This is a genomic window from Staphylococcus sp. HMSC072H03 (assembly GCF_001809305.1).
Classification (GTDB): Bacteria; Bacillota; Bacilli; order Staphylococcales; family Staphylococcaceae; genus Staphylococcus; species Staphylococcus hominis.
This window is the reverse complement of sequence record NZ_KV796883.1, coordinates 257,020-281,800: the sequence shown is the minus strand read 5'-3', so window position 1 is coordinate 281,800 and position 24,781 is coordinate 257,020. Positions and strand designations below refer to the sequence as shown.

General features: G+C 31.0%; 17 protein-coding genes. 5 read left to right on the top strand and 12 right to left on the bottom strand.

The window, feature by feature from the left end:
- Window positions 1–12: 12 nt before the first annotated feature.
- Complete coding sequence (locus HMPREF2578_RS07380; protein ID WP_002488368.1) at window positions 13–954, bottom strand: beta-ketoacyl-ACP synthase III; 942 nt, start codon at window positions 952–954, stop codon at window positions 13–15.
- Between the two features lie 225 nt (window positions 955–1,179).
- Between HMPREF2578_RS07380 and HMPREF2578_RS07375 the strand changes: the two genes are divergently transcribed.
- Complete coding sequence (locus HMPREF2578_RS07375) at window positions 1,180–1,380, top strand: DUF2929 family protein (RefSeq protein ID WP_002448243.1); 201 nt, start codon at window positions 1,180–1,182, stop codon at window positions 1,378–1,380.
- A gap of 100 nt (window positions 1,381–1,480) precedes the next feature.
- Here the strand turns inward: HMPREF2578_RS07375 and clpB are convergent, their stop codons facing one another.
- The 3 genes from clpB to HMPREF2578_RS07360 all read right to left on the bottom strand — a co-directional run bounded on the left by clpB (window position 1,481) and on the right by HMPREF2578_RS07360 (window position 6,990).
- A complete protein-coding gene (clpB, locus tag HMPREF2578_RS07370) occupies window positions 1,481–4,090 on the bottom strand; it encodes an ATP-dependent chaperone ClpB (protein WP_070508350.1) in 2,610 nt (869 codons plus the stop codon).
- 291 nt (window positions 4,091–4,381) lie between these two features.
- Complete coding sequence (locus tag HMPREF2578_RS07365) at window positions 4,382–6,196, bottom strand: acyltransferase family protein (RefSeq protein WP_017175832.1); 1,815 nt, start codon at window positions 6,194–6,196, stop codon at window positions 4,382–4,384.
- Between the two features lie 485 nt (window positions 6,197–6,681).
- Window positions 6,682–6,990: a metal-sulfur cluster assembly factor gene (locus HMPREF2578_RS07360; protein WP_002448080.1), complete on the bottom strand. Its 309-nt coding sequence runs from the start codon at window positions 6,988–6,990 to the stop codon at window positions 6,682–6,684.
- A gap of 119 nt (window positions 6,991–7,109) precedes the next feature.
- Between HMPREF2578_RS07360 and HMPREF2578_RS07355 the strand changes: the two genes are divergently transcribed.
- Together HMPREF2578_RS07355 and HMPREF2578_RS07350 are read left to right on the top strand one after the other, a co-directional pair.
- Window positions 7,110–7,931 carry a Cof-type HAD-IIB family hydrolase gene (locus HMPREF2578_RS07355; RefSeq protein WP_070508349.1) on the top strand — a complete coding sequence of 274 codons (822 nt, stop codon included), beginning with the start codon at window positions 7,110–7,112 and terminating at the stop codon, window positions 7,929–7,931.
- Window positions 7,932–8,013: 82 nt separating this feature from the next.
- Window positions 8,014–9,336 carry a CoA-disulfide reductase gene (locus HMPREF2578_RS07350; protein ID WP_061544377.1) on the top strand — a complete coding sequence of 441 codons (1,323 nt, stop codon included), beginning with the start codon at window positions 8,014–8,016 and terminating at the stop codon, window positions 9,334–9,336.
- A 40-nt stretch (window positions 9,337–9,376) separates the two neighbouring features.
- Here the strand turns inward: HMPREF2578_RS07350 and HMPREF2578_RS07345 are convergent, their stop codons facing one another.
- The 8 genes from HMPREF2578_RS07345 to HMPREF2578_RS07310 all read right to left on the bottom strand — a co-directional run bounded on the left by HMPREF2578_RS07345 (window position 9,377) and on the right by HMPREF2578_RS07310 (window position 21,592).
- Window positions 9,377–9,778: a YisL family protein gene (locus HMPREF2578_RS07345; protein ID WP_017175835.1), complete on the bottom strand. Its 402-nt coding sequence runs from the start codon at window positions 9,776–9,778 to the stop codon at window positions 9,377–9,379.
- 129 nt (window positions 9,779–9,907) lie between these two features.
- Window positions 9,908–10,810 carry a fumarylacetoacetate hydrolase family protein gene (locus HMPREF2578_RS07340; RefSeq protein ID WP_017175836.1) on the bottom strand — a complete coding sequence of 301 codons (903 nt, stop codon included), beginning with the start codon at window positions 10,808–10,810 and terminating at the stop codon, window positions 9,908–9,910.
- A 121-nt stretch (window positions 10,811–10,931) separates the two neighbouring features.
- On the bottom strand, window positions 10,932–14,597 hold the full coding sequence (gene addA / locus HMPREF2578_RS07335; protein ID WP_070508348.1) for a helicase-exonuclease AddAB subunit AddA: 3,666 nt from the start codon (window positions 14,595–14,597) through the stop codon (window positions 10,932–10,934).
- Window positions 14,590–18,078 carry a helicase-exonuclease AddAB subunit AddB gene (addB, locus tag HMPREF2578_RS07330; RefSeq protein ID WP_070508347.1) on the bottom strand — a complete coding sequence of 1,163 codons (3,489 nt, stop codon included), beginning with the start codon at window positions 18,076–18,078 and terminating at the stop codon, window positions 14,590–14,592. Before addB ends, addA begins: the two co-directional genes overlap by 8 nt.
- Window positions 18,079–18,206: 128 nt before the next feature.
- Entirely contained in the window at window positions 18,207–18,773 is a 567-nt protein-coding gene (gene lepB / locus HMPREF2578_RS07325; protein ID WP_070508346.1) for a signal peptidase I, read from the bottom strand.
- A gap of 14 nt (window positions 18,774–18,787) precedes the next feature.
- Entirely contained in the window at window positions 18,788–19,312 is a 525-nt protein-coding gene (gene lepB / locus HMPREF2578_RS07320) for a signal peptidase I (RefSeq protein WP_017175840.1), read from the bottom strand.
- A 4-nt stretch (window positions 19,313–19,316) separates the two neighbouring features.
- Window positions 19,317–19,892, bottom strand: a complete 576-nt coding sequence (locus tag HMPREF2578_RS07315) for a TVP38/TMEM64 family protein (protein ID WP_025987168.1) — start codon at window positions 19,890–19,892, stop codon at window positions 19,317–19,319.
- Window positions 19,893–20,260: 368 nt separating this feature from the next.
- Window positions 20,261–21,592 carry a glucose-6-phosphate isomerase gene (locus HMPREF2578_RS07310; protein ID WP_070508345.1) on the bottom strand — a complete coding sequence of 444 codons (1,332 nt, stop codon included), beginning with the start codon at window positions 21,590–21,592 and terminating at the stop codon, window positions 20,261–20,263.
- Between the two features lie 324 nt (window positions 21,593–21,916).
- Here HMPREF2578_RS07310 and HMPREF2578_RS07305 point away from each other — a divergent pair, with 324 nt between their 5' ends.
- Together HMPREF2578_RS07305 and argH are read left to right on the top strand one after the other, a co-directional pair.
- Window positions 21,917–23,119, top strand: a complete 1,203-nt coding sequence (locus HMPREF2578_RS07305; RefSeq protein ID WP_019835059.1) for an argininosuccinate synthase — start codon at window positions 21,917–21,919, stop codon at window positions 23,117–23,119.
- Window positions 23,112–24,491, top strand: a complete 1,380-nt coding sequence (gene argH / locus HMPREF2578_RS07300) for an argininosuccinate lyase (RefSeq protein ID WP_049419839.1) — start codon at window positions 23,112–23,114, stop codon at window positions 24,489–24,491. Before HMPREF2578_RS07305 ends, argH begins: the two co-directional genes overlap by 8 nt.
- Window positions 24,492–24,781 lie beyond the last annotated feature (290 nt).

Sequence of the window (24,781 nt, the reverse complement as noted above, 5' to 3'; positions counted from 1 at the left end):
CATTAAATCCTCCTATTTACCCCATTTGATTACCATAGCGCCCCATGTTAGGCCGCCACCGAAACCTACGAGTACTAAAGTGTCATCATCTTTAATTCTTCCGTTTTCTAACTCTTGTTGAATACTTAAAGGAATCGAAGCAGCTGACGTGTTTCCAAAACGGTTAACTGAAACACTCATTTTTTCTCTTTCAATACCCAATCTTTCACGTGCTGATTCCATAATTCTGATATTTGCTTGATGTGGTATAAACATATCAATATCATCAGATTCTAAACCAGCTTTTTCAACTACACGTGTAGACGCTTCGCCCATAATTCTTACAGCGAATTTAAAAACTTCGCGTCCATTCATTACTAGTTTACCAGTCTCTTTATTTAAATATAAGTATTTTCCACCTGACCCATCTGAGCCCATTTCATAGCTAATAATACCTCGTCCTTCTGAGACTTCACCAATGACTACTGCACCTGCACCGTCTCCAAATAATACAGCAGTTGAACGATCAGTTAAGTCAGTGATTTTGGATAATTTATCCGCACCCACTACTAGAATATTTTTATAGTCTCCAGATTGAACATATTGTTTTGCAGTAATCATTGAATACATGAAACCTGAGCATGCAGCAAGTTGATCCATAGTAGGCACTTTACCAGTACCTAATTTTTCTTGTAATATATTAGCTACAGATGGAAATGGCATATCTCCAGTTGCTGTAGCTACAATAATCATATCTATATCATTCGGTTTAATACCAGCATCTTCAATTGCTTTCTTACTTGCTTCATATGCTAAGTCTGACGTATCTTGATCGTCACGAGACCAACGTCTTTCTTTAATACCAGTCATTTTTGAAATCCATTCATCAGACGTATCTAAAAAACCTTCAAAATAGGCGTTATCGACTACTCTCTCAGGCGCATAAGCACCAAAACCTTTTATACCTACGTTCATGAACGTACACCTTCTCACTTCATTTTTTAATACCAGGTATTAATTTAACATACTTTTTAAATCTAACTCAAGTAGTTAAACTTTCTTAAACGATTTTGTTAAACAGTCACGAGTCAATAACTCATATAAAAATTGGTACAAATTTTTATACATTCTCTACTAATACTATACAAATAATTCACTTTACTTTAAAATGATAATATATATAAATTGGAGGTCATATATATGAAATACCTCGTAACTTTTATTTGGGCGTTAATCTTAACACAAATGGTTAACTTTGTACTTAATAGTTTAAATGGTGGCGGTAGTTTAGATGTGATTAAACCAATTATTATTGCAATCATCATTACCATTGCTATTGCCATTTTAAGTGCTATGATTAAACCTAATGATTTCGCTCGTAAAGGGAATAGAGACGTCTAAATGGTATTGCATTACGGTTTGGAGTAATATAACGCTCTTAACAAGTTTAATAATAAGAAAAGGCATTGGAAAGCTTTGCTTTCCAATGCCTTTTTATATACTATTCAGCTAAAGGTTTTTGTACATCAAATGTTAATTCTTGACTATCGTTAAGATCAACATTTACTTTTGTACCTTCTGGCATATTTTCTTTAATCATCATACGAGCGAGTGGTGTTTCAATTTGACGTTGTACAAAACGTTTAAGTGGTCTAGCACCAAATTGTGGTTCGTATGCTTCTTCACCTAACCATTTTTTAGCTTCGTCTGATACTTCAATTGAAATACGTTGATCCATTAATCGAATATTTAATTGAGTTAAAATTTTATCTACAATCATACTCATATCATTTATAGATAATGGTTTAAATAATACAATATCATCCATACGGTTTAAGATTTCTGGTTTAAAGAATGCATGTAAACTATCCATAACTGCTTTTTCAGTGCTTTCAGTAATTTCACCAGAATCTTTAACATTTTCTAATAATATTTGTGAACCGATATTACTTGTCATGATAATAATTGTATTTTTGAAATCTACGCTACGACCTTTAGAATCAGTTAAACGCCCTTCATCTAAAATTTGAAGTAACACGTTGAATACATCACTATGCGCTTTTTCAACTTCGTCGAGTAGAATAACTGAATATGGGTTACGTCTTACCGCTTCAGTTAATTGACCACCTTCATCATGGCCTACATAACCAGGAGGCGCACCAATTAATCTAGAAACAGAATGTTTTTCCATATATTCACTCATGTCAATACGAATCATATGTTTTTCAGAATCGAATAGTGATGAAGCGAGTGATTTAGCTAATTCTGTTTTACCTACACCAGTTGGACCTAAGAATAAGAAACTACCTATTGGACGATTAGGATCTTTTATACCTGCACGTGCTCTCACTACAGCATCTGACACAAGATCTACCGCTTTATCTTGCCCTACGACACGTTCATGTAAGATATCACTTAAGTTTAATAATTTTTCTCTTTCTGTTTCGACTAATTTAGAAACTGGAATACCTGTCCATTGGCTTACAATATCTCCAATTTCCTCATCAGAAACAACTTCGCGAATCATGCGTTCATTATCGCCTTGTTCATCATGGAAAGCTTCTTCGTATTCTTTTAATTCTTTTTCTAATTGTGGAATCGTACCATATTGTAATTCTGCCGCTTTTTCATAATTACTTTCTGTTTGCGCATCTTCTAAAGCTTGACGACTACGATCTAATTCAGCACGTTTTTCTTGAACTTTCGCGATTTTTTCTTTTTCTTGTTCTACACGAGATTGTAATGACGTTTGTTTTTCTTTTTCATTTGAAAGTTCTTCTTGTAATTCTTCTAATCGATGTTTACTTGCATTATCTGATTCATTTTTCAATGCACTTTCTTCAATTTCTAATTGCATAACACGACGATTAACTTGGTCTAATTCAGTTGGATTTGATCCCATTTCTGTTCGGATAGTGGCACATGCTTGGTCGACTAAATCAATTGCTTTATCTGGTAAGAATCGATCAGTAATATAACGATCTGATAATTCTGCTGCTGCTACTAAAGCACGGTCTTGAATACGCACACCATGATAAACTTCATAGCGTTCTTTTAAACCACGTAAGATTGAAATTGTATCTTCTACGTCAGGTTCACTTACACCTACTTTTTGGAATCGACGTTCTAAGGCTGAATCTTTTTCAATATATTCTCGATATTCATTCAATGTTGTAGCACCAATACAATGCAATTCACCACGAGCTAACATTGGTTTTAACATATTACCAGCATCCATTGCACCATCTGTTTTACCAGCACCAACTAACATGTGAATTTCATCAATAAATAGGATAATACGTCCATCTGATTCTTTCACTTCTTTAAGTACTGCTTTAAGACGTTCTTCAAATTCACCTCTAAATTTTGCACCTGCAACTAATGCACTTAAATCTAATTCGAAAATAGTTTTATCTAGCAATGATTCTGGCACATCTTTACGCACAATACGTTGTGCTAATCCTTCTACAATTGCAGTTTTACCTACACCAGGCTCTCCAATTAATACTGGGTTATTTTTAGTTTTACGGCTTAAAATTCGAATGGTATTACGGATTTCTTCATCTCTACCAATAACTGGATCCATTTTGCCTTGGCGAACTTCTTCTACTAAATCTCTACCATATTTCTCTAAAGCTTCATAATTTACTTCTGGATTTTGTGAAGTCACATGATTTCCCCCTCTAACTTTAGTAATAATTTCTTTGACTACTTCTTCTTTATTTCCTACAAATTGTTGTGTTGTTTCATCAATGTCCATAGCAGCACGTAAAATATGTTCCATTGAGATATATTCATCTTCATATTCTTTCATATATGACTCAGCTTTATTTAATAATTCGTTTGCTTTTGAGCCAATATATTGTCCATATTGAACATTATCACCTTGTACTGATGGATAGTGTTTTAATTTTTCACTATACGCTTGATTTAGTTGATCAGTGTCTATATTTGCACGTTCTAAAATACTTTTAAACAAGCTTTCGTCTTCTTCTAAAGTTCCTTTTAGTATTGCTTCAATTTCAATATTTTGTAATTCATTTTCTTTACTTAATTCAATTGCTTTTTGCAAAGCTTCTTGTACTTTATAAGTCATTTGATTGATATCCAAATGTATTCACCCCTACTTTTTGTATAAGAGTATGGTCAAATACTTCTTCGTTTGACTTTGACTTTCTTTGACCTTAATTACATTATAGACCTTCTTTACTAATTAATCAACACTTTTACTCATCTTTTTAACAATTCAATAAATCCTATCATATCAAGCATTCATTTACGTTTCATTCATTACTTATCATATTACCTTACTATTTAAACATTGTTACCTTAATTTTTTCTTAAATGCTAAAAAAGGATTAACTTTGTGAGCATCCTCAACTAGTTAATCCTTTTTAATTATTTATTTTTTAGTCATATTTTTTAGTATTTCATCCGATAATGCTTGTACCCCACTATGTTCTAAGTGCACACCATCAGATGCAAAATATTCAGTGTGACCGGCAGAACGTTTATACCAGTCTACTAAAACAACATTTTTATGTCGCTTAGCTGCGTCTGAAAGTTGTTTATTTACATTATCTTGCCAGCTTCTCGGTACCCTTGTATTAACTAAATATATTTTAGCTTTACCAAATTTACTAATAAGTTGATCAAGCTCATCTTGAGTAAAATCTCCATTTGTACCAAGTTCTAATACAACTTGATTTGATGGTTTATTATAATTAGTATAATTATTTGCAACTATCAGGGCTTCTTGTAAATGACGACCTACTTTACCATCTATAGTTGCTTTAGGAACTTGAGATTTAAATTCTTCACCAATATCTACCATAACTGAATCGCCAATAAGTAATGGGCTGATATTTGTGTAAACTTTATCTTTATTCTCACTCTTACTTGTTTGTCCATTTAACTTAATATTTTCACCGGGCATCATTTTGACTAAATATTTATCAGCAGTACTTGTATTAAAACTGTTTGCTTTATTTGCAATTTCATCTTTTCCAAATCGATCAAATGCACCCATAAATATTAATAACAATGGAATCACAGCTATGATAGTAACGATTGTTCTTATAAATTTAGGTTTACGTAATCGGTCAAAAGAAAATGCACTTAATCCTTCACGTCTAAATGGTGTTTCAATATAACGATAAGATAATTCCGCAAACACCACAGTTAATAGTATATCTAAGATATATACATATATTGGTAACTGACCATCAACAAAATGTATATGTAGAAAACTAATGACGGCGAAATGCCATAAGTATAAACTATATGAACGTTTTCCGATATACACTAACAAAGGATGTCCTAAAAATTTAGCAATCATTGTAGATGGGTGAACGACACTTGCAATAACAAATAATGTCACTAAAGATATCAAATAAAACCCACCATTGTATATCCAATCACTATCGTCATTAACTGTAAAGAATAAAATAATTAAGATAAGTAGGCTACCTATACCAATACCATCTATTGCACGACGTAATCGTTGTGGTGGATTAGCTTTTAATTTAAATGGTGGCCAAACAAATGCTAATATGACGCCTAATAATAATGTTTGTAAACGAGTATCTGTACCAAAATAAACACGTGAATATCCCACATTTGGTTGTGATATAATGACCATTTCTAATAAAGAGGCCAATGATACTATCCAAAATATAAGTGTCACATTACGATATTTTTTAATCGTAAGTAATAATATCACTAAAACGAATGGGAAAAATAAATAAAATTGTTCTTCGATAGCAAGAGACCATAAATGTTTAAGAGGCATGAATGAAAATTGTTCAAAATAGTTAACATCTTTAGCGATATACCACCAATTTGAAACATAAAATAACGCCGCAATAATATCATGTTTAACTCTAATAATTTGTTGAGGTTCAAATAATAAGGTCGCAATACCTACTGTTATTAATAAAGCTATCACCGCTGGCAGTAGACGTTTTATGCGTCTAATCCAAAATTGTTTAAGATTAATAATTCCTTTTTCTTCATACTCTCTCAAAAGTAAACTTGTAATTAAGTATCCTGAAATGACGAAGAAAGTATCTACGCCAATAAAACCACCAGTTAGCCACTTTCTATTCAAATGATATATAATGATGCCTAATACGGCAATTGCTCTTAGACCATCTAAACCAGGCATATAGCGCATTTTTATTTTATCATGAACGCCCTTTTCTAAATTTTGTTTCATTGTTCACATTCTTTCCCTATTAAATAATAAATTTTCAATAAATTCATTAGATATAAAAGCACTAAAATCAGAATAACAATAAAGTTAATTATAGAAATTTGTATGTATGATTGGTCATTCTATAGTCTATGAATTTAATACACTGTATAATATGATTCTGTGTTTTATACTAAGTTGACTGAAAATTTGATATACAATTAAATAAAATATAAATTCATTTTCATTGATTAATTCTTAATTGTTGAAAATTATACTTTTCTTAAGATATAAGTCTTATGTATTGTAGTATAACCTAGAAGTAAATTCAATTTATATTACAATTGTGTCATTTCTTTTTTACTCATTTAAAAATAAAATTGTCACATTCTTATATATTAAAAAAGAGAGTAGAAGAAAAATTCATCCCCTACTCTCTATTAAATATTATATGAAGCTCTTCATAATAAAGAGCTTCATACAATTAATGCTGTCGAGCTCACTTAAATTTATCCAACGCCTAATGCGATTTTTGCATATCTAGACATCATATCTTTATTCCATGGCGGATTCCAAACAATATTAACTTCTGTATCTTGAATCTCTGGAATTTCGGCTAATACTGTCTTAATTTGATCGATGATTTGTGGTCCAAGTGGACAGCCCATAGATGTAAGTGTCATCTCTACAGTACATAATCCTTCATCATCAACATTTACTTTATATACTAAACCTAAATTAACAATGTCTATACCTAATTCAGGGTCAATTACCATTTCCAAAGCGCCAAGGATACTATCTTTTAATGCTTCTTCCATTAGTATCACCTCTCAATAATTATCTTTACACTAATATATCAAATATCCGACAAAACGCCAATAAAATGCTATGATACAAATAAACTAATATTTATGAACTGTAATGCAAGGAGATATTTATGAAACCTTATTTAATTTGTTTAGATTTAGATGGAACATTATTAAATGATAATAAAGAAATTAGTGATTATACAAAAAAAGTTTTAACTTCCTTACAAAAACAAGGTCATTACTTGATGATTGCAACTGGACGTCCTTATCGTGCAAGCCAAATATATTATCATGAACTTAATATGAATACACCTATTGTTAATTTTAATGGTGCCTACGTTCATCATCCAAAAGCAGATGACTTTGAAACCAAACATGAGGTATTAGATGTAGATATCGCTAGAAGTATTATAGAGGCACTTCAAAAAGCTAATGTTACAAACATTATTGCTGAAGTGAGAGACAGTGTCTTTATCAATGACCATGATCCTCGATTATTTGAAGGTTTTTCAATGGGCAATCCTAAAATCCAAACAGGCAATTTATTAGAAAAACTTGATGAATCTCCAACTTCCATATTAGTGGAAGCTGAAGAAGTAAATATCACACGTATTAAACAAATGTTAACTCGTTTTTATGCTGAAAATATTGAACATCGTCGTTGGGGTGCACCTTTTCCTGTTATTGAAATCGTAAAACGAGGTATTAGTAAAGCTCGTGGCATTGACTATGTTAAATCATATTTAAATATAAATTCTTCTAATATTATTGCATTTGGAGATGAAGATAATGATTTAGAAATGATTAAATATGCTCAATACGGAATTGCTATGGACAATGGTTTAGATGATTTAAAACATATCGCTAATCATATCACTTATTCCAATAACGAAGATGGAATTGGGCGTTACCTAAATGAATTTTTCAAACTAGAAATACCTTATCAATAATAAAAATGAGAGTACTTAAAGTAAGATTCTAAAAATTATAATTGTATCTCACTTGTTTACTTCTTAGTTATGGAGGATATGTATGTCTAAAATTATTATAGTTGGTGCTGTTGCTGGGGGCGCAACATGTGCAAGTCAAATTCGTCGCTTAGATAAAGAAAGCGACATTATCATTTTTGAAAAAGATCGAGATATGAGTTTTGCTAATTGTGGTTTACCTTACTATATTGGACATCTCGTTTCTGATCGTCATCAAATATTGCCTATTACACCAGACATTTTTAAAGAGAAGAAAAATATTGTAGTTAAAACACATCATGAAGTAATTGAAGTAAACGACCAACAACATGTCGTACGTGTATTAAATCATCAAACAGGCGAAACATTCGACGAAACTTATGACAAATTAATCTTAAGTCCTGGCGCTAGTGCGAATACTCTTGGATTTACTAATAATTTTACTTTCACTCTAAGAAATGCAGAAGATATGGACCAAATCGATCAATATATTTCTCGTCATAAAGCTAAGCGAGCATTAGTTGTCGGTGCTGGTTACATTTCATTAGAAGTATTAGAAAACCTTTATCAACGTGGTCTTGATGTGACATGGATTCATCGTTCAGATAAAGTCAATAAATTAATGGACCAAGATATGAATGCAGCCATTTTTAGCGAAATTGATCAAAGAAACATTTCATATAGATTAAATGAAGAAATTGAATCAATTCAAGCGCATACTGTTTATTTTAAATCTGGTATACATGAAGATTTCGATATCATTATTGAAGGTATAGGAACTCATCCTAATTCATCATTTTTACGTTCATCAAATATTCATATAGATAAACAAGGTTTTATTCCTGTTGATGATTGCTTTAAAACAAATATACCTGATATTTATGCTCTAGGTGATGTCATCACCTCACATTATCGCCATGTAAATATGAATGCTCAAGTACCTTTAGCTTGGGGTGCTCATCGTGCAGCAAGTATTATAGCAGAACAACTCTCAGGTAATAAACATATTACATTTAAAGGTTTTCTTGGTTCAAATATTGTAAAATTTTTTGACTACACTTTTGCGAGCGTAGGAATAAAACCTGAAGAATTAAGTCTATTTAATTATGAGATGGTTGAAATTAAGTCTGGTGCACACGCAGGATATTACCCAGGTAATACACCCCTACACTTACGTGTCTATTTTAATAAAGACAATAGACAATTAATACGCGCCGCAGCAGTTGGAAAACAAGGCGCCGATAAACGTATTGATATTTTATCAATGGCTATGATGAATCAACTTACAGTAGATGAATTGGCTGAATTTGAAGTTGCCTATGCGCCTCCTTATAGTCATCCTAAAGATTTAATCAATATGATTGGTTACAAAGCACGCAATATATAAAAAGAATCGTTTGAGTAGACACTCAAACGATTCTTTTTACTTAACTTAAACCGAACATTTTAGATAATGGACCCCATGGTAAGATAATTCCAAGAGCCATAGTAATAATAATTAAAATAATTGTTGCCCAAAATAAGCCATGACTAGGTGCATGTTTTTTTCTTTTAGCTAATGATACTTCCATTAAAGCAACAACACCTAAGCCACATAACATTTTTAAAGTAAGAAGCATGTGGTTGCCACCTTCACCATGACTCGCTGCCATAAACTCTTCAATTAATTCCCAAAATCCTGAGAATATTGTAAGGAGCATAAAGACTCTAAGCCCCATATGTAATGATTTAAAAGTTGGTGTTGGCCCCTGTGATTTTGAAATGTGTAAAAATGCAATAATATATAACACAATGGTTAAAACCCAACTCACAATATGCATATGTAACAAGACTTGATTACCTCCAATATTTATAATCACTTTCTTTTAATTATCATAACATATTTCCACTTTTTAAGTATTAAAATTTAAAAAGGAGAGAAGCCTTAGCTTCTCTCCTTTTAAACATAACTAGCATTATTATTTGGCAATATAAGTTGTCAAAGTACCAATGTTATCAATAGTTACTTTAACTTCATCACCTGGTTGTAAGAATTTTGGTGGTTGTAATCCAGCTCCTACACCCGCTGGAGTACCGGTTGCAATGATATCACCAGGATGTAAAGCAACATATTTAGAAATTTCTTGAATTAAGTCATCAATTTTATTAATCATTTGACTAGTGTTTCCATCTTGGCGAATTTCATTATTCACTTTAGTGACAATATTAACATTTTCTGGAGTAGGTAATTCATCTTTAGTAACAATATATGGTCCCATTGGGCAACCACCTGTTAAACTTTTAGATAAGAATGCTTGATCTTGTGCATTTTGAGCAGTGCGGTCTGTAATATCATTAATGATAGTATAGCCATAGACATAATCTAATGCTAAGCCTTTAGGAATCTTTTCGCCATATTTACCGATAACAATTCCTAATTCACCTTCGTAATCTAACTGATCTGTAATATCTTTATGATTTGGAATTGTTGCGTTATCACCAGTTAAAGAAGAAGCTGCTTTAGTGAACACATATAAACGTTGCACTTCATGATTTAACTCAGAGGCATGATCTTTATAGTTACGACCAAAAGCAATAACATTATTCGGTGGTGTTACAGGAGGTAAAAATTCAATATCATTAAATGAGAATTTATACTGATCTGCTTTTCCACTATTTTCAACAGCTACTATTGCTTTACGTACTTGTTCTTGGAAATCAAGTGTTTGGTTTTGTTGTAAACCTTCAAGTAACGTTTGTGGATGGAAGTCTCCTTCACCAAATTCAGCAAAAATTTGTTTTAAATCCCATACAGCGTCTTCACGCTTTACTTTAACGCCATATGATTCAGCGTTATTGTATTTGAATGATAAAAATTTCATTCATTATCAACTCCTCATCTATATCTTATTTCATATTATAACTTTAATTATTAATAAATAACAAATATATATGTCTGAAATTTTAGAAATTTGACGCATCTTTTCTAAAATAAGATTGATATTATAAAGCATCTTCAATGCTCATCTCACCGAATTGGAAGAAATATAAATAGCCGTTCACTCTTTTATTTAGTATTGTTTCTAAGGTGTTTTTGTAATATTTCATTTGAATTTTATACTTATCACGTAATTGTATTCCAATCTCTTGATCCGTCAGCCCTCTTCTTCGATTAAAAGCATCTGTTTTGTAATCTACAAAATAATATTGATTATCTTTAATAAAAATCAAATCAATCATACCTTGGATAATGGAGACATCTTCATCTAAATCTGGTATTTCATCTACACGTGCTTGATTAACTACAAATGGTAGCTCTCTGTATACTTCATCAGCTTGTGCAATTTTCATATATAAGTCACTACGAATAAATTCCATAATTCTTTCAAATTGGATATCTTTTTTAGCGTCTTCTTCAATAATGTGTTGATCAATTAACATATGAATATAGTCATCTAACTCTATTTCAGTTAATCGTTGTTCTCTAAATGGAAGATGCTGCATAACGGTATGCATCAATGTACCAATTTCATTAGCTTTACGTTTTCTTTCTTGTCTTAAGAATTTAGGACGTTCATAAGTATAAGCACCAATGCGATATTGTCTTACTCTATCGTAACTTGTTCCATCTTCTTTAGTTTCTAATTGACGTTTTAATTCAGATACAGATTGTTTTGATGGCTTTTGAGTATTTTTTATAAATGGATACTTAAACGTTAATTGATGAATCATTTGTTGTTCGTTTTCTTTATTATTCGGAGCCTCTTCTTCAATATCATTGATAGTTCGATGTAATGTCTCATTTGAATCACTTATTAAAGATAATTCATCAAAATGAATGATTTTCAAATCTACATATGGTTTCAAACTGTCATCTAATTGATTGATAGATGTCTCAAATTGATAATCGGATGTGATAGATTGAGATAAGTGTTTCGCTAAAATACTATATACCAGATTAAAAGGTCGTTCTACTGATAATCTTTTATGAAGTGCAATGAGTTGATTTGAAATAGGCAAACGTTCATACTTTCTTAACTTTTCTTCTTTATCTACCGTTCCGATTAGAATGAGCTGTTCTTTTGCACGAGTTAATGCCACATACATTAAACGCATCTCTTCAGAAATTAATTCTTTTTCTGTTAACGATTTAACAACTACAGATGAAAGTGATGGATAAGAAATATTATCTGTTAAATCATAGTACTCCATTCCTAAACCATATTTTTGATTTAATACTAAAGGTTTCCGAATATCTTCTTTATTAAAATTCTTAGAAAGACCAGAATAAATAACATATGGAAACTCTAAACCTTTACTGCTATGAATTGTCATCATTCGAACTACATTATCATTAGGTCCTATCACATTTTCTTCACCAAAATCTTTTTTACGCTCTATCAATTCATCGATAAATCTTATAAATTGATAAAGTCCTCTAAACGTAGAGTTTTCAAATTCTATTGCTTTATTAAACAATCCAAAAAGATTAGCACGTCTGCCTTTACCACCAATCAGTCCGCTAAAATATTGAATGACATAATGATCATTATAGAACTTATCAATTAACTGATACACAGGATGTGTTTGCCCATAATCTTGATATAAATGTATATCTTCAATAAAACGACGTAATTTATCAACTAATTGTGTGTTAGCTTGATCATATTTTATATAGTGTAAAATTGATTGATAAAAGTAATCATCATTTGAACTGACTACTCGAATTTCAGCAAGTTCATCTTCAGTAAATTGATAAATAACAGAGCGCATTAACCCAACTAGATAAATATCTTGCAATGGGTTATCAATCGTTCTAAGAAACGATAGTACTAGTCGTACTTCCGTTTGTTCAAAATAACCTTCCTTACTATTAACATGGAACGGAATATTATTATCTTTAAATACTTTTTGCAAACGTCTAGCATTACTCATTCCACGTTCTAAAATAACAATATCTTTATAAGTTGCTTTACGATAGGCATTGTTTTTCGCATCGTAAACGAGTTTATTGTCAAGGATATGCTTTACTTGTTCAACTACATAATATGCTTCTTGTTCCTGTCTATCTAAGTCTGTGTCCTCATTTTCAGATTTAATCAGCGCATGTAATTCGAGCGGCATTGGTTTTTCTGGATAATAATGAGCGCCGAAATATAAACGCGCATCGGCATCATAATTAATTTCTCCAACCGCTTCATCCATCATATGATCAAAAAGATAATTAGTCGTTGAAAGTACTTCCTTTCTTGAGCGGAAGTTATTAGATAAGTCAATTCGAAGTCCCGTTTGTTGCCCTTCTTTAGTGAATCGATGATATTTACTCATAAACAATGTAGGATCCGCTTGCCTAAACTTATAAATAGATTGCTTTACGTCTCCCACCATAAATAAGTTGCCATCTAATTCATCACCACGTTTGATAGTAGATATAATTGCCTCTTGTACCTGATTGGTATCTTGATATTCATCAATAAGTATTTCTTCAAATTGATGACGATAATCTTTAGCGATAGTAGAAGGCATCCCGTTTTCATCTGTTAATATTTGTAAAGCAAAATGTTCATAATCTGCAAAATCTAGTACATTTCTACTACGTTTTTTCTTAGCAAAATCATTAATGATATCTTTAATGATTTGAACTAAATATTTTATCCGAGGCGCTAACTGTTTCATATCGTCTTTAAGTTCATCTACTGACCGCATTAAATATTTATTTTTTACATCTTGAATGGTTTCATTATATTCTTTATAGAAAGATTTAATATCTTCAAGTGTCTCTAAATCTTCATTTTCTTTTTTTATTTTTGATGACATTTGTGGAAATTTTTCAGGTGTATGATTAAGAAGTGCATCTCTATTCAAAACACCATCTTCTAATATGCTTTGACATATCATTTTCTCTCTTTGGACAACTTCTAAATGTTTTTCAACAGCATTACAATAGGATAAAAGATTTTCTGCTTCAAGAAGTGAGTCAAATGCTGCTTTCATATATATTTCTGCAAGTATTTTTAATTCTTTAAGGTAGTCTTGTTGCTTCTCATCATTCTCGTAAGGATCAACTAATGAATCTAACCATTTAAATGGTGAAGGATTAGCTATACTAAAATAATAAAATCGCTTTAACATTTCTCTAAATCCCTCGTCATTTCTATCATTTGATAGTTGTTCGACTAAAGTCAAAAATTCAATATCAGGATTTTCATAATGATGTTCTAGTACTTCATCAATTGATTGCTCCAATAAAAGTACGTTTTCTACTTCACTAATCGTTCTAAAATTAGGGTCTAGTTGGATAACATCATAATGTTGTTGAATCACCTTTAAACAAAAACTATGCAGTGTAGAAATTTGAGCTTGATGTATTTTTATACGTTGACTTTTTAAGTGTTCATTCTTAGGATCCTCTAATGAAGCTTGTTGAATACGTTGTTCTACACGATGTTTCATCTCTCTAGCACTTAAGTTCGTAAATGTTACTACAAGTAATTTATCAACATCTACTTCATCTCTTAAGATTTTTTGAATAATACGTTCAACTAGAACAGCTGTTTTTCCTGAGCCAGCAGCTGCTGCAACTAGTATATCTTGTCCTTTTGCATATATACTGTTCCATTGTGCATCCGTCCATTGTGCGTCTTTAGGTTTTATCGGAATATTATTCATTGTCCTCACCGCTTTCTAATTCGACCTCTTGAATTGCTTGAATTGGATTAATCGATTCATCTACATGGCGATAATGTTTACTATCAATAAGGCTATCTACGTGACATACTGACTGGAAACTACAAAATTCACATGGTAATTTGTCTTCAAATTTAAGTGGAGCTACTTCTGTATGACCATCCATAATATTTGAAGCAGTCTCAATAAAATTATTTTTATTGTGTTGAATAAATTTATGAATCGTTGTTTCATCAGCAACTTGGCTTCCCCGTGCACTAATACCTCCATCTTTTTTTAATGTCACGGGTACAATATCTGATTTAGATATCTCGTTAAGTCTTATATCCATAGCATCGATAACTTCAGCATCACTATTGATTAATCCTTTTAATTTATATTCTTTTAGAATAGCTTGATTAATATTTTTCTTATTTAATGCCTCTTCAGTTAAATCGCCCCATTTTTCAAATTTCAAACGTTCATCATGAATGTGGAAATATAACAATCCACCTGGTTTAACCTCTGAACTTAAACCAAGTCGCTCTGAATTTTGTAATACGATATCCATATACGTCATCATTTGCATCTGTTTACCATAATAAACTTTTTTCAAATTTAAATTGGCGCTATGATTAGATGATTTATAATCAATAATATTTACAAAACTTGTATTATTTTTTGTATAAGTATCGATACGATCAATTTGTCCACGAATATGAATCGGAATCCCTTGTGTCGTCATTAAGGGATGTGCAATCAATTCTTCTTCAGTTCTTGGTTTCTTTCTAAAAGCAGTTTCAAAACGTTTTGGTCTAAATTTTGTATTCTCATTTTGATAACGAAGTGCCTTTAAAGTACTTTCAACAATGACACCTATACGTTTAGATACATAACGATAATATGCATTGGAATCCATTAAATTAAATTGCACTTGTGGTAAAACATGTTGTAGAGCTTCTTCTGTAAGTGCATGGATTTTCTGATTATCCAGTTGACTAAATTCTCCGTTTACTTTATCCGAAATATATTTTAAAGCATTATGAAAAATATTACCTAAATCAAAACTTTCAAGTTGATATTTGGTACGTTCATTTAAACGAAGACCGTAAGTAGCATAATGTTGGAACGGGCAATCATTATAACCTTCAAATCGTGAAACACTAGCATTAATAGACGTTCCATATAATGCTTCTGACAATTGTGGTGTGAGTTGAATGGTTTCATTATCATATGTTAATGCTGTTGATAAATAGTTTATACTGTCATTTAATTCTTCATTTTCACTTATAACTTTATAAGCATCAAGCCACGTATCTGCTACCGCTTCTTCTTCCAACCACGATTTCAATGCTTCAAATAAATGAATTTTAGTTTGATGTGGATGTTCCATTAATGTAAGAGGATAAGCATGATGCAGATAATGAATATTTTGGATATCCAAATTACTGAACAATGCTTGAATCTGATTTAAAAATGGACTTTTCTCTTTTTCATCTCCTTGCATCCCCATAAGACTATATGAAAAAGTCATTTGTTCACATGCACGTGTCATAGCAATGTAGCATACAAATGCTTCATCCATTTGTAAGATATCAGAGGTTGGACTTAATTCAACACTTCCCTGTTCCTCTAACAAACGTTTTTCTTCATCAGTGATTAAACTTGAAGATGACATGGACTGTGGCATCACTCCATCATTCATCCCAACCATATAAACGTGTTTTTTATTATCAACTTTTGCTAAATCCATAGTCCCTATGCTCACTTGATCCAATGTTTGAGGAATCATTACAAATTCGAGTTGTTCAAGTCCAATGTCAAATACTTCTAAGAATCGATTTAAACTCATTTCTTCTTCTTCAAATACTGTGACTAAATCATCTAGTATTTGTATTAATCCATTCCATAATTGGTCAATTTCTTCTGCTTTCTCATGGTCCCCTTTTAAATCTAGTTCATCACGGTGAGCCATTAAATATTTAGGTAAATCAAAAGCTTCCATTGTTTCATAAAATGCAGTTGCATAATCTCTAACATTTTTAGAGTGAAGCATGGCTTGTTCAAAACGAAGTATTTTATTTACAACATCATCCTTTAAGCGTATGACGTCTTCAAATGCTTCTTTTTCTTCTTCAGTTAATTGATGCTCTTTACGTCCCATTTTTGTAAAATTACCGATATTAAACAATTTATCATCTAACCATTTTTTACCGTAAATACCTCGTTCAATGACAAAGTTTTCTAATAGATCAATTAAGTAACTACTATTTTTAAATTGATGAGATAAAATATTGGTTTTAAATAGTCTCATCATTGGACTAAGCCCCATATTACTTTGGATAACTTCTAATAAAGAACGTATCATTTCCATTATAGGATGATGTGTCATCGATTTTTTAGTATCAATATTATAAGGAATATCGTATTGTGGCAAAATAGATTCAAATAGATAGGCATATGTTTCATCTCTATATAAAATTGCAATATCTTGATATCTAAAGTGTTTATCACGTGTATCTTTAATAATACGTCGTGCTATTTCATTAACTTCTTCTCTCATATTCGATGACTCAAGTAAATCAATATAACCATGTGATTGAGTTGGATTAACTTGAAGTGCGTCAAATTGTTGTTCTAATTGTAATAAATCTTTATTTTTGAAACGATATGGTGTTGTAAAATAATGTTCATTTAAAGGTATATGTAATTCATTTGCAATTTCTTTTAAGTGAATAAGTACGTCAGAAGGTTTTCTAAACATACTAAAGTGATCTTCATTACCATCTGTAGTTAATAATATAGTAACTTGTTTAGCATTTTGTACTAATGCTTTAATAATTTGATATTCAAGTGTTGAAAAGTTATAAAATCCATCTATATAAATATCAGCATGCTTAATCCACTCAGATTTGTGCATTATTTCAATAAAATAATTAAGACTGTCTTCAGCGGTAATAAATTCTCCATTTAATCGTTCTTCAAAATAATGATAAATAAGCGAAATATCTTCTAGTTTATGTCGGGTTCTTGTTTGTAATTCATTATCTTCTAAAAATGAATCAAGTTGATGAGGTGTTACAGAATATTTCTTAAAATCTTGGATTTGTTCACTTAATTTTTCACTAAAACCATAATAATCTGCTTGAGATTGATATAATTTCATTTCTGATTTGTGTTGTTGAACGATATTGAATATCATCATTTCAATAGCTGCTTTAGTTAAACGTGTTTCAGTTAATCCTCCGAGTTCTTGAAAGATTCTATAGCTCAAACGTTCAAAATGTAAAACTTCCGTTCTTAAACTCCCGTTTAACTCTCGATCATTTACGAAAGATTGCTCCAATTGAAACGTACTTTGGGTAGGTGCAATCAAAATGATAGGATCTCCAAGAGGATTTTCTTTCATTTGTTGTTTAATATTTTTAATCATATGGTACGATTTACCGGTACCAGCTCTTCCAAGATATGTATTTAATTCCATTATCTACACACTCCTTTAAACTCATTTTACCACGGAACATACGTTCTTAAAAAGTAAAGTAGATAAAATAAAAGTAGAATGTGAATTCACCTGAATTGACATTCTACTTTCATTTTTAAATTGATATCCTACTTATCTGGATTAAAATTAAATTTAAAATCATTTAGTGGCCAAAATCTAAATGATACTTTACCGACGATTTGTTGTTTATCTATTAATCCAAACGCTCTACTATCTTTACTAACTTCACGATTATCTCCTAATACTAAGTATTTATTTTTAGGAATAACGTTAGACTTAGGATGAGCATTAAGAAGATCCTTAGTTTCAAAAGATCCTGTAATGTACTCTCCTTGTTTATGTTTTTCATTATAGTCTAAGTAAGGCTCATTTACTTTTTTTCCATTAACATATAGCTGATCTTTTTTATATGTCACACTATCTCCTGATACGCCTATCACTCTTTTAACATAGTTATCAGATTTATTAGCATGGAAAACAATAACATTTCCTTTTTTTATGTTTCCTACCTTATAACCTAAAATGTTAACCATTACATGTTGTCCATCTTTTAATGTTGGATCCATAGAGTCGCCTTTTATTGTATAGGATTTGGCAACAAAAGTGACTACAAGCCATACGAGCAATAAGCCTACAGCTATCGCAACAATCCATTCTGTTATTTCTTTTTTCAAATATAACACCTCATCTATTTATTAAACTCATAGTTGAATGATCTAAAAGGATAATACCTTAGACATACATTTCCTATAACATCACTTTTTTTAATTAATCCATATTTTCTCGAATCAGTTAATGTATTACTATTATCATTCAACACTAAAAATGAGTCAGGTGGAATAATATCCCCATCAGTATTTTCTAAATCTCGTAATGCGAAATCATTAATATCTCTATTTTTAGCATAATATTTATTCACTTGTCTATCATCTTTATATAATTTACCATGCCTTATTTCTACCGATTCGCCTGCTTTCCCAATAATACGGCTAAAATGAATTTGATCATGATGACGATACATAATAATATCGCCTTCATTTAATAAATTAAATGTCACTTTCAATTTATTAATCATTATATAATCATTTTTATTTAGAGTGGGGGCCATCTCATTAGTATGAACAATTGCACTTCTTAGTAAAAAATTTTGGATAAATATCACAAAAATAATTGCTAAAATAATGGAGATACTCGTACTTATAATTCGACGCAAAATGTCACTCCTCATGTGTTCCCATAAAATGTTTTTCAACTCTTTTTCCAATAAACCATATGACTATAGTAACAATAATTAAAATAATTGCTCTTATAGGATGGGTTAAAAATGTAGTCACTTCTCTACCCATCACTGCTAAAAATGAGATGGAAATAAACTTTGAAAATAATAAAATAATAAAATAATTCTTCATTTTAATATGAGAAAAACTAGCTACAAAGTTTACTACTGTATTAGGTGTAAATGGAAAACACATTAATATAAAAATAGGAACAAGTCCTTGTTTATCTATAAAATGTGTAAGTTTTTTCACACCTTTTTTTGCTTTAACTCTTTGCATAAAAGATGCATCAACGAATTTCCTAAAAAAATAAAATACAGTAAATGTCCCAGCGACGATCCCTAACCAACTAATAATGGTTCCTGTAATAAAACCATAAGCATGAACATTTAAGATGACATATAGAGTTAAAGGAAAAACAGGAATCATAGCTCTTAAATAGAGAATAATAAAACCTGCAAAGTATCCTAATTGTTGTAACACATTAAACCAATGTTCAATTTGATGAAACACTATATCATCAAATCCTTTCTTGAAATTTCATCATTCTCTATTGAGTATAAAATTATTTTACACTCTTTTCTTAAAAAAACTATTAATTCAATAAGAAATCAGTCACAAGTACTAGATAACAGATTTAACATTAGTCATATTAATCATTTAAAAGAGAGTGAGACTGAATTCAAAACGAATTCAGTTTCCTTCTCTTGACCCCATCTTACGTTAAACAAAAACTTCTTTTTATGAAAGTCTAGTATGTTGAAAAAGATTGATATAAGTATATATTCAATTGAGTCATTGACTGCCAATATATAAAAAATGCCTAAGACAGCTCATCATGTCCTAGGCTTTAAACTATCATTTTATTTAAATTTATGTTGATATTATAAACGTTCTTCTAATTCTTTTTTCTTATCTTCATAACCTGGTTTACCAAGTAAAGCAAACATATTTTGTTTATAAGCTTCTACACCAGGTTGGTTAAATGGATTAACACCTAATTGATAGCCACTCATCGCACAAGCTAATTCAAAGAAGTAAACAACATAACCGAATGTTTCTTCATCTAAACGTGGGATATTCACAACGATATTAGGAACGCCACCATCAGTATGAGCTAATAACGTACCTTCAAATGCTTTTGTATTAACTTCATCGATTGTTTTTCCAGCTAAATAATTTAAGCCATCTAAATCGTCATCATCTTTTTCAATTGTAATATCATGTTTAGGTTGATTTACTTTTACAACAGTTTCAAATAAGAAACGGCGTCCTTCTTGAACGTACTGACCTAATGAATGTAAATCAGTAGTATAGTTTGCGCTTGAAGGATAAATACCTTTAAAGTCTTTACCTTCAGATTCACCGTATAACTGTTTCCACCATTCATTAAAGTACTGCATAGATGGTTCGTAGTTAATTAACATTTCAGTTGTATAACCTTTACTATAAAGAACATTTCGAATTGTTGCATATTGATATGCAATATTCTCTTCTAAATTTTCAGATGATAGTTCTTTACGAGCTTTATTTGCCCCATTCATAATTGCTTTAATATCAATACCTGCAGTTGCAATTGGTAATAATCCTACTGCAGTTAATACTGAATAACGACCACCTACATCATCAGGTACAACAAATGTTTCATAACTTTCATTATCTGCTAATTGTTTCAATGCACCTTTTGCTTTATCAGTTGTAGCAAAAATACGTTTTTTTGCTTCGTCTTTACCATATTTTTCTTCAACTAATTGTTTAAACAATCTAAATGCTACAGCAGGCTCAGTCGTTGTTCCTGATTTAGAAATAACATTTACTGAAAAGTCTTTATCAGACAAGTAATTCACTAATTCTTGTGTATAACTTGAAGATAAGTGATTTCCTACAAATACAATCTCAGGATATTCTGTACTGTTACGGAAAGATGAAGTAAGCATTTCAATTGCAGCACGTGCACCTAAATATGAACCGCCAATTCCGATAACCACCAATACATCTGAATTCGATTGAATATGTTTTGCTGCTTTTTGAATTCTAGAAAACTCTTCTTTATCATAATCTTCAGGTAAATTTACCCAACCTAAAAAGTCGCTTCCAGCACCTGTACCTTCATGAATCGTTTTATGAATTGTTTTTACAATATCTTTTTGTTGATCAAGTTCATGTTGACCAAAAAATTCTAACGTTTTTCCATAATCTAATTGAATATGAGTCATTTATAAATCCTCCAATGTTTATGAATTAGTTTCATTTTACTAACTTTAAGTTATCTATTCAATGAACAAGTTCAATTATTCAAAAAATAGTCTGTTTTTTTTAGAATCATTGAATTACCTTACCTTGTAATGAATACACAATCGAAACAGCAATAAACTCCTTAGTTGTAGTAATATTCAATAAATATAGAAATAACAATAGATGATTAATGATATTCTAATTATCTTTATTTTGTATAAATATGTAAAAAAATGGTTTTATTTTCATAATAAATCTGTTAGTATAGAATTATATCAATTTTCAGAAAACTTTGAGGTGACAATATGAAAGATAAAATTGTTTTAGCTTATTCAGGTGGATTAGATACTAGTGTAGCCGTTAAATGGCTTATAGATAAAGGATATGACGTAGTGGCAGTATGTTTAGATGTTGGCGAAGGTAAAGATTTAGATGTTGTTTATTCTAAAGCATTAGACATGGGCGCCATCGAATGTCATATTATTGATGCAACTAAGGAATTTAGTGAAGATTATGTAAGTTATGCAATAAAAGGAAATTTAATGTATGAAAATAGTTACCCTTTAGTATCTGCGCTCTCAAGACCGTTAATAGCGAAGAAATTAGTAGAAATTGCTGAACAAACAAAGTCAATCGGTATTGCACATGGTTGTACTGGTAAAGGTAATGATCAAGTACGTTTTGAAGTAGCAATTAAAGCACTTAACCCTAATTTGAAAACATTTGCTCCTGTTAGAGAGTGGGGCTGGAGTCGTGAAGAAGAAATCGACTATGCAATCAAACATGGTATTCCTGTAAGTATTAATCATGATTCACCTTATTCAATCGATCAAAATTTATGGGGTCGTGCAAATGAATGTGGTATTTTAGAAGATCCATATGCTGCTCCACCGAAAGATGCATATGATTTAACTGCTGAATTAGAGGATACACCAGATACACCAGATGAAATTATCTTATCATTTAAAAATGGTGTTCCTGTTCAACTTAACCATAAAGACTATGATTTAGATCAGCTAATTCTAACATTAAATGATTTAGCTGGTAAACATGGTATCGGACGTATCGATCACGTAGAGAATCGTTTAGTTGGTATAAAATCACGTGAAGTATATGAAACGCCAGGTGCTGAAGTGATATTAAAAGCTCATAAATCTTTAGAAACATTAACATTAACTAAAGATGTAGCGCATTTTAAACCGGTCATTGAAAAACAATTTGCTGAACAAACATATAATGGTTTATGGTTCTCACCTTTAACAGACAGTCTAAAGCAATTCATTGATAGCACTCAACAATATGTTGAAGGAGATGTCAGAGTTAAATTATTTAAAGGTAATGCTATTGTTAATGGTAGAAAATCGCCTTATACACTTTATGATGAAAAGTTAGCAACTTATACTAAAGAAGATGCTTTTGATCAATCAGCTGCAGTCGGCTTTATCGATATTTATGGACTACCAACACAAGTAAATGCTTATTTACATGGAGGTTATAGTAATGAGTAATAAAGCATGGGGAGGTCGTTTTCAACAACAACCTGAAGAGTGGGTAGATGCGTTTAATGCTTCTATTGACTTTGACCAAACGCTTTTAGATGAGGATATTCAAGGTAGTATTGCACATGCAACAATGCTTGCACACCAAAACATTATTTCTGAAGAAGAAAAAAATGCCATTGTAAAAGGTTTGAAAGATATACAAGCAGATTTTCATAACCATAATATTGAATTTAAACATGCTTTAGAAGATATACATTTAAATATCGAGCATGAACTGATACAACGCATTGGAGATCCAGGTGGCAAATTACACACAGGTCGTAGTAGAAATGATCAAGTAGCAACAGACTTACATCTCTATGTAAAAAAACAAGTCATTGAGATTCAAGCACTCATTCGTTCATTCCAAGAGTCTATTTTAACTTTAGCAAAATCTCATGTAGACACGATCATGCCAGGTTATACGCACTTACAACGTGCTCAACCTATTTCTTTCGCACATCACATCATGACATATTTTTGGATGTTAGAAAGAGACTATACACGTTTTGCAGATAGTTTAAAACGTATTGATATATCTCCACTTGGCGCTGCAGCATTGAGTGGCACTACACATCCTATCGATAGACATAAAACTCAAGAATTACTTGGTTTTGAATATATTTATGAAAATAGTCTTGATGCAGTGAGTGATCGTGATTACATTATTGAAACATTGCATAATATATCATTAACAATGACTCACCTATCACGTTTTGCGGAAGAAATTATTTTTTGGTCTACGGATGAAGCGAAATTTATTACACTATCCGATGCATTTTCTACTGGTTCATCTATTATGCCTCAAAAGAAAAATCCAGATATGGCTGAACTCATTCGTGGTAAAGTGGGACGTACGACAGGACATTTAATGAGTATGCTTGTCACATTGAAAGGATTGCCTCTTGCATATAATAAAGACTTACAAGAGGATAAAGAAGGTTTATTTGATTCAGTTCGTACGATTAAAGGTTCATTACGTATTTTTGAAGGCATGCTTAATACGTTAACAGTTAATACAAATCGTTTAAATGAAACAGTGCATCAAGATTTCTCTAATGCAACAGAACTTGCAGATTATTTAGTAGATAAGAATGTACCGTTTAGAACAGCACATGAAATTGTAGGAAAAATTGTCTTTGAATGTATTCAACAAGGCATCTATTTATTAGATGTACCATTTGAACATTATCAAGAATTAAATGATAAAATCGAAGAAGATGTATATGATTACTTAAAACCAGAAAATTGTTTAAATAGAAGAAAAAGTTATGGTTCTACAGGCCAAGATGCTGTGCGTCATCAATTAAACGTTGCAGAAAATATTTTAAAACAATAATGAATACTATTATTAAATGACTATGAATCGAATAAATAAAGATTCTAATAAAGCATCTACTTGAGGATTAACTCTAAATCGCTTAATCGTTTTATAAGAAAGTTTTTGATTTTGTGAAGATCACATCACTTGTAAGAATAAGTACTGAAGTTTCCTTTCGTAGAGTAAGTTAAGTCATGTTAGAATCTTTATACATAAGGCACTTCGTTAATTTAGTTTAGTGATGTTTATTAAATTATACGAAAGTGCCTTATTTTTTTAAGTATTTCAATGTAAAATTACATATAAAT

Bases quoted from the DNA above. Each gene is read 5' to 3' on its own strand.
- addB (WP_070508347.1), bottom strand. From the start codon at position 18,078: ATGGAATTAAATACATATCTTGGAAGAGCTGGTACCGGTAAATCGTAC.
- HMPREF2578_RS07380 (WP_002488368.1), bottom strand. From the start codon at position 954: ATGAACGTAGGTATAAAAGGTTTTGGTGCTTATGCGCCTGAGAGAGTA.
- argH (WP_049419839.1), top strand. From the start codon at position 23,112: ATGAGTAATAAAGCATGGGGAGGTCGTTTTCAACAACAACCTGAAGAG.
- HMPREF2578_RS07355 (WP_070508349.1), top strand. From the start codon at position 7,110: ATGAAACCTTATTTAATTTGTTTAGATTTAGATGGAACATTATTAAAT.
- addA (WP_070508348.1), bottom strand. From the start codon at position 14,597: ATGAATAATATTCCGATAAAACCTAAAGACGCACAATGGACGGATGCA.
- HMPREF2578_RS07365 (WP_017175832.1), bottom strand. From the start codon at position 6,196: ATGAAACAAAATTTAGAAAAGGGCGTTCATGATAAAATAAAAATGCGC.
- HMPREF2578_RS07305 (WP_019835059.1), top strand. From the start codon at position 21,917: ATGAAAGATAAAATTGTTTTAGCTTATTCAGGTGGATTAGATACTAGT.
- HMPREF2578_RS07310 (WP_070508345.1), bottom strand. From the start codon at position 21,592: ATGACTCATATTCAATTAGATTATGGAAAAACGTTAGAATTTTTTGGT.
- HMPREF2578_RS07340 (WP_017175836.1), bottom strand. From the start codon at position 10,810: ATGAAATTTTTATCATTCAAATACAATAACGCTGAATCATATGGCGTT.
- HMPREF2578_RS07350 (WP_061544377.1), top strand. From the start codon at position 8,014: ATGTCTAAAATTATTATAGTTGGTGCTGTTGCTGGGGGCGCAACATGT.
- HMPREF2578_RS07375 (WP_002448243.1), top strand. From the start codon at position 1,180: ATGAAATACCTCGTAACTTTTATTTGGGCGTTAATCTTAACACAAATG.
- HMPREF2578_RS07360 (WP_002448080.1), bottom strand. From the start codon at position 6,990: ATGGAAGAAGCATTAAAAGATAGTATCCTTGGCGCTTTGGAAATGGTA.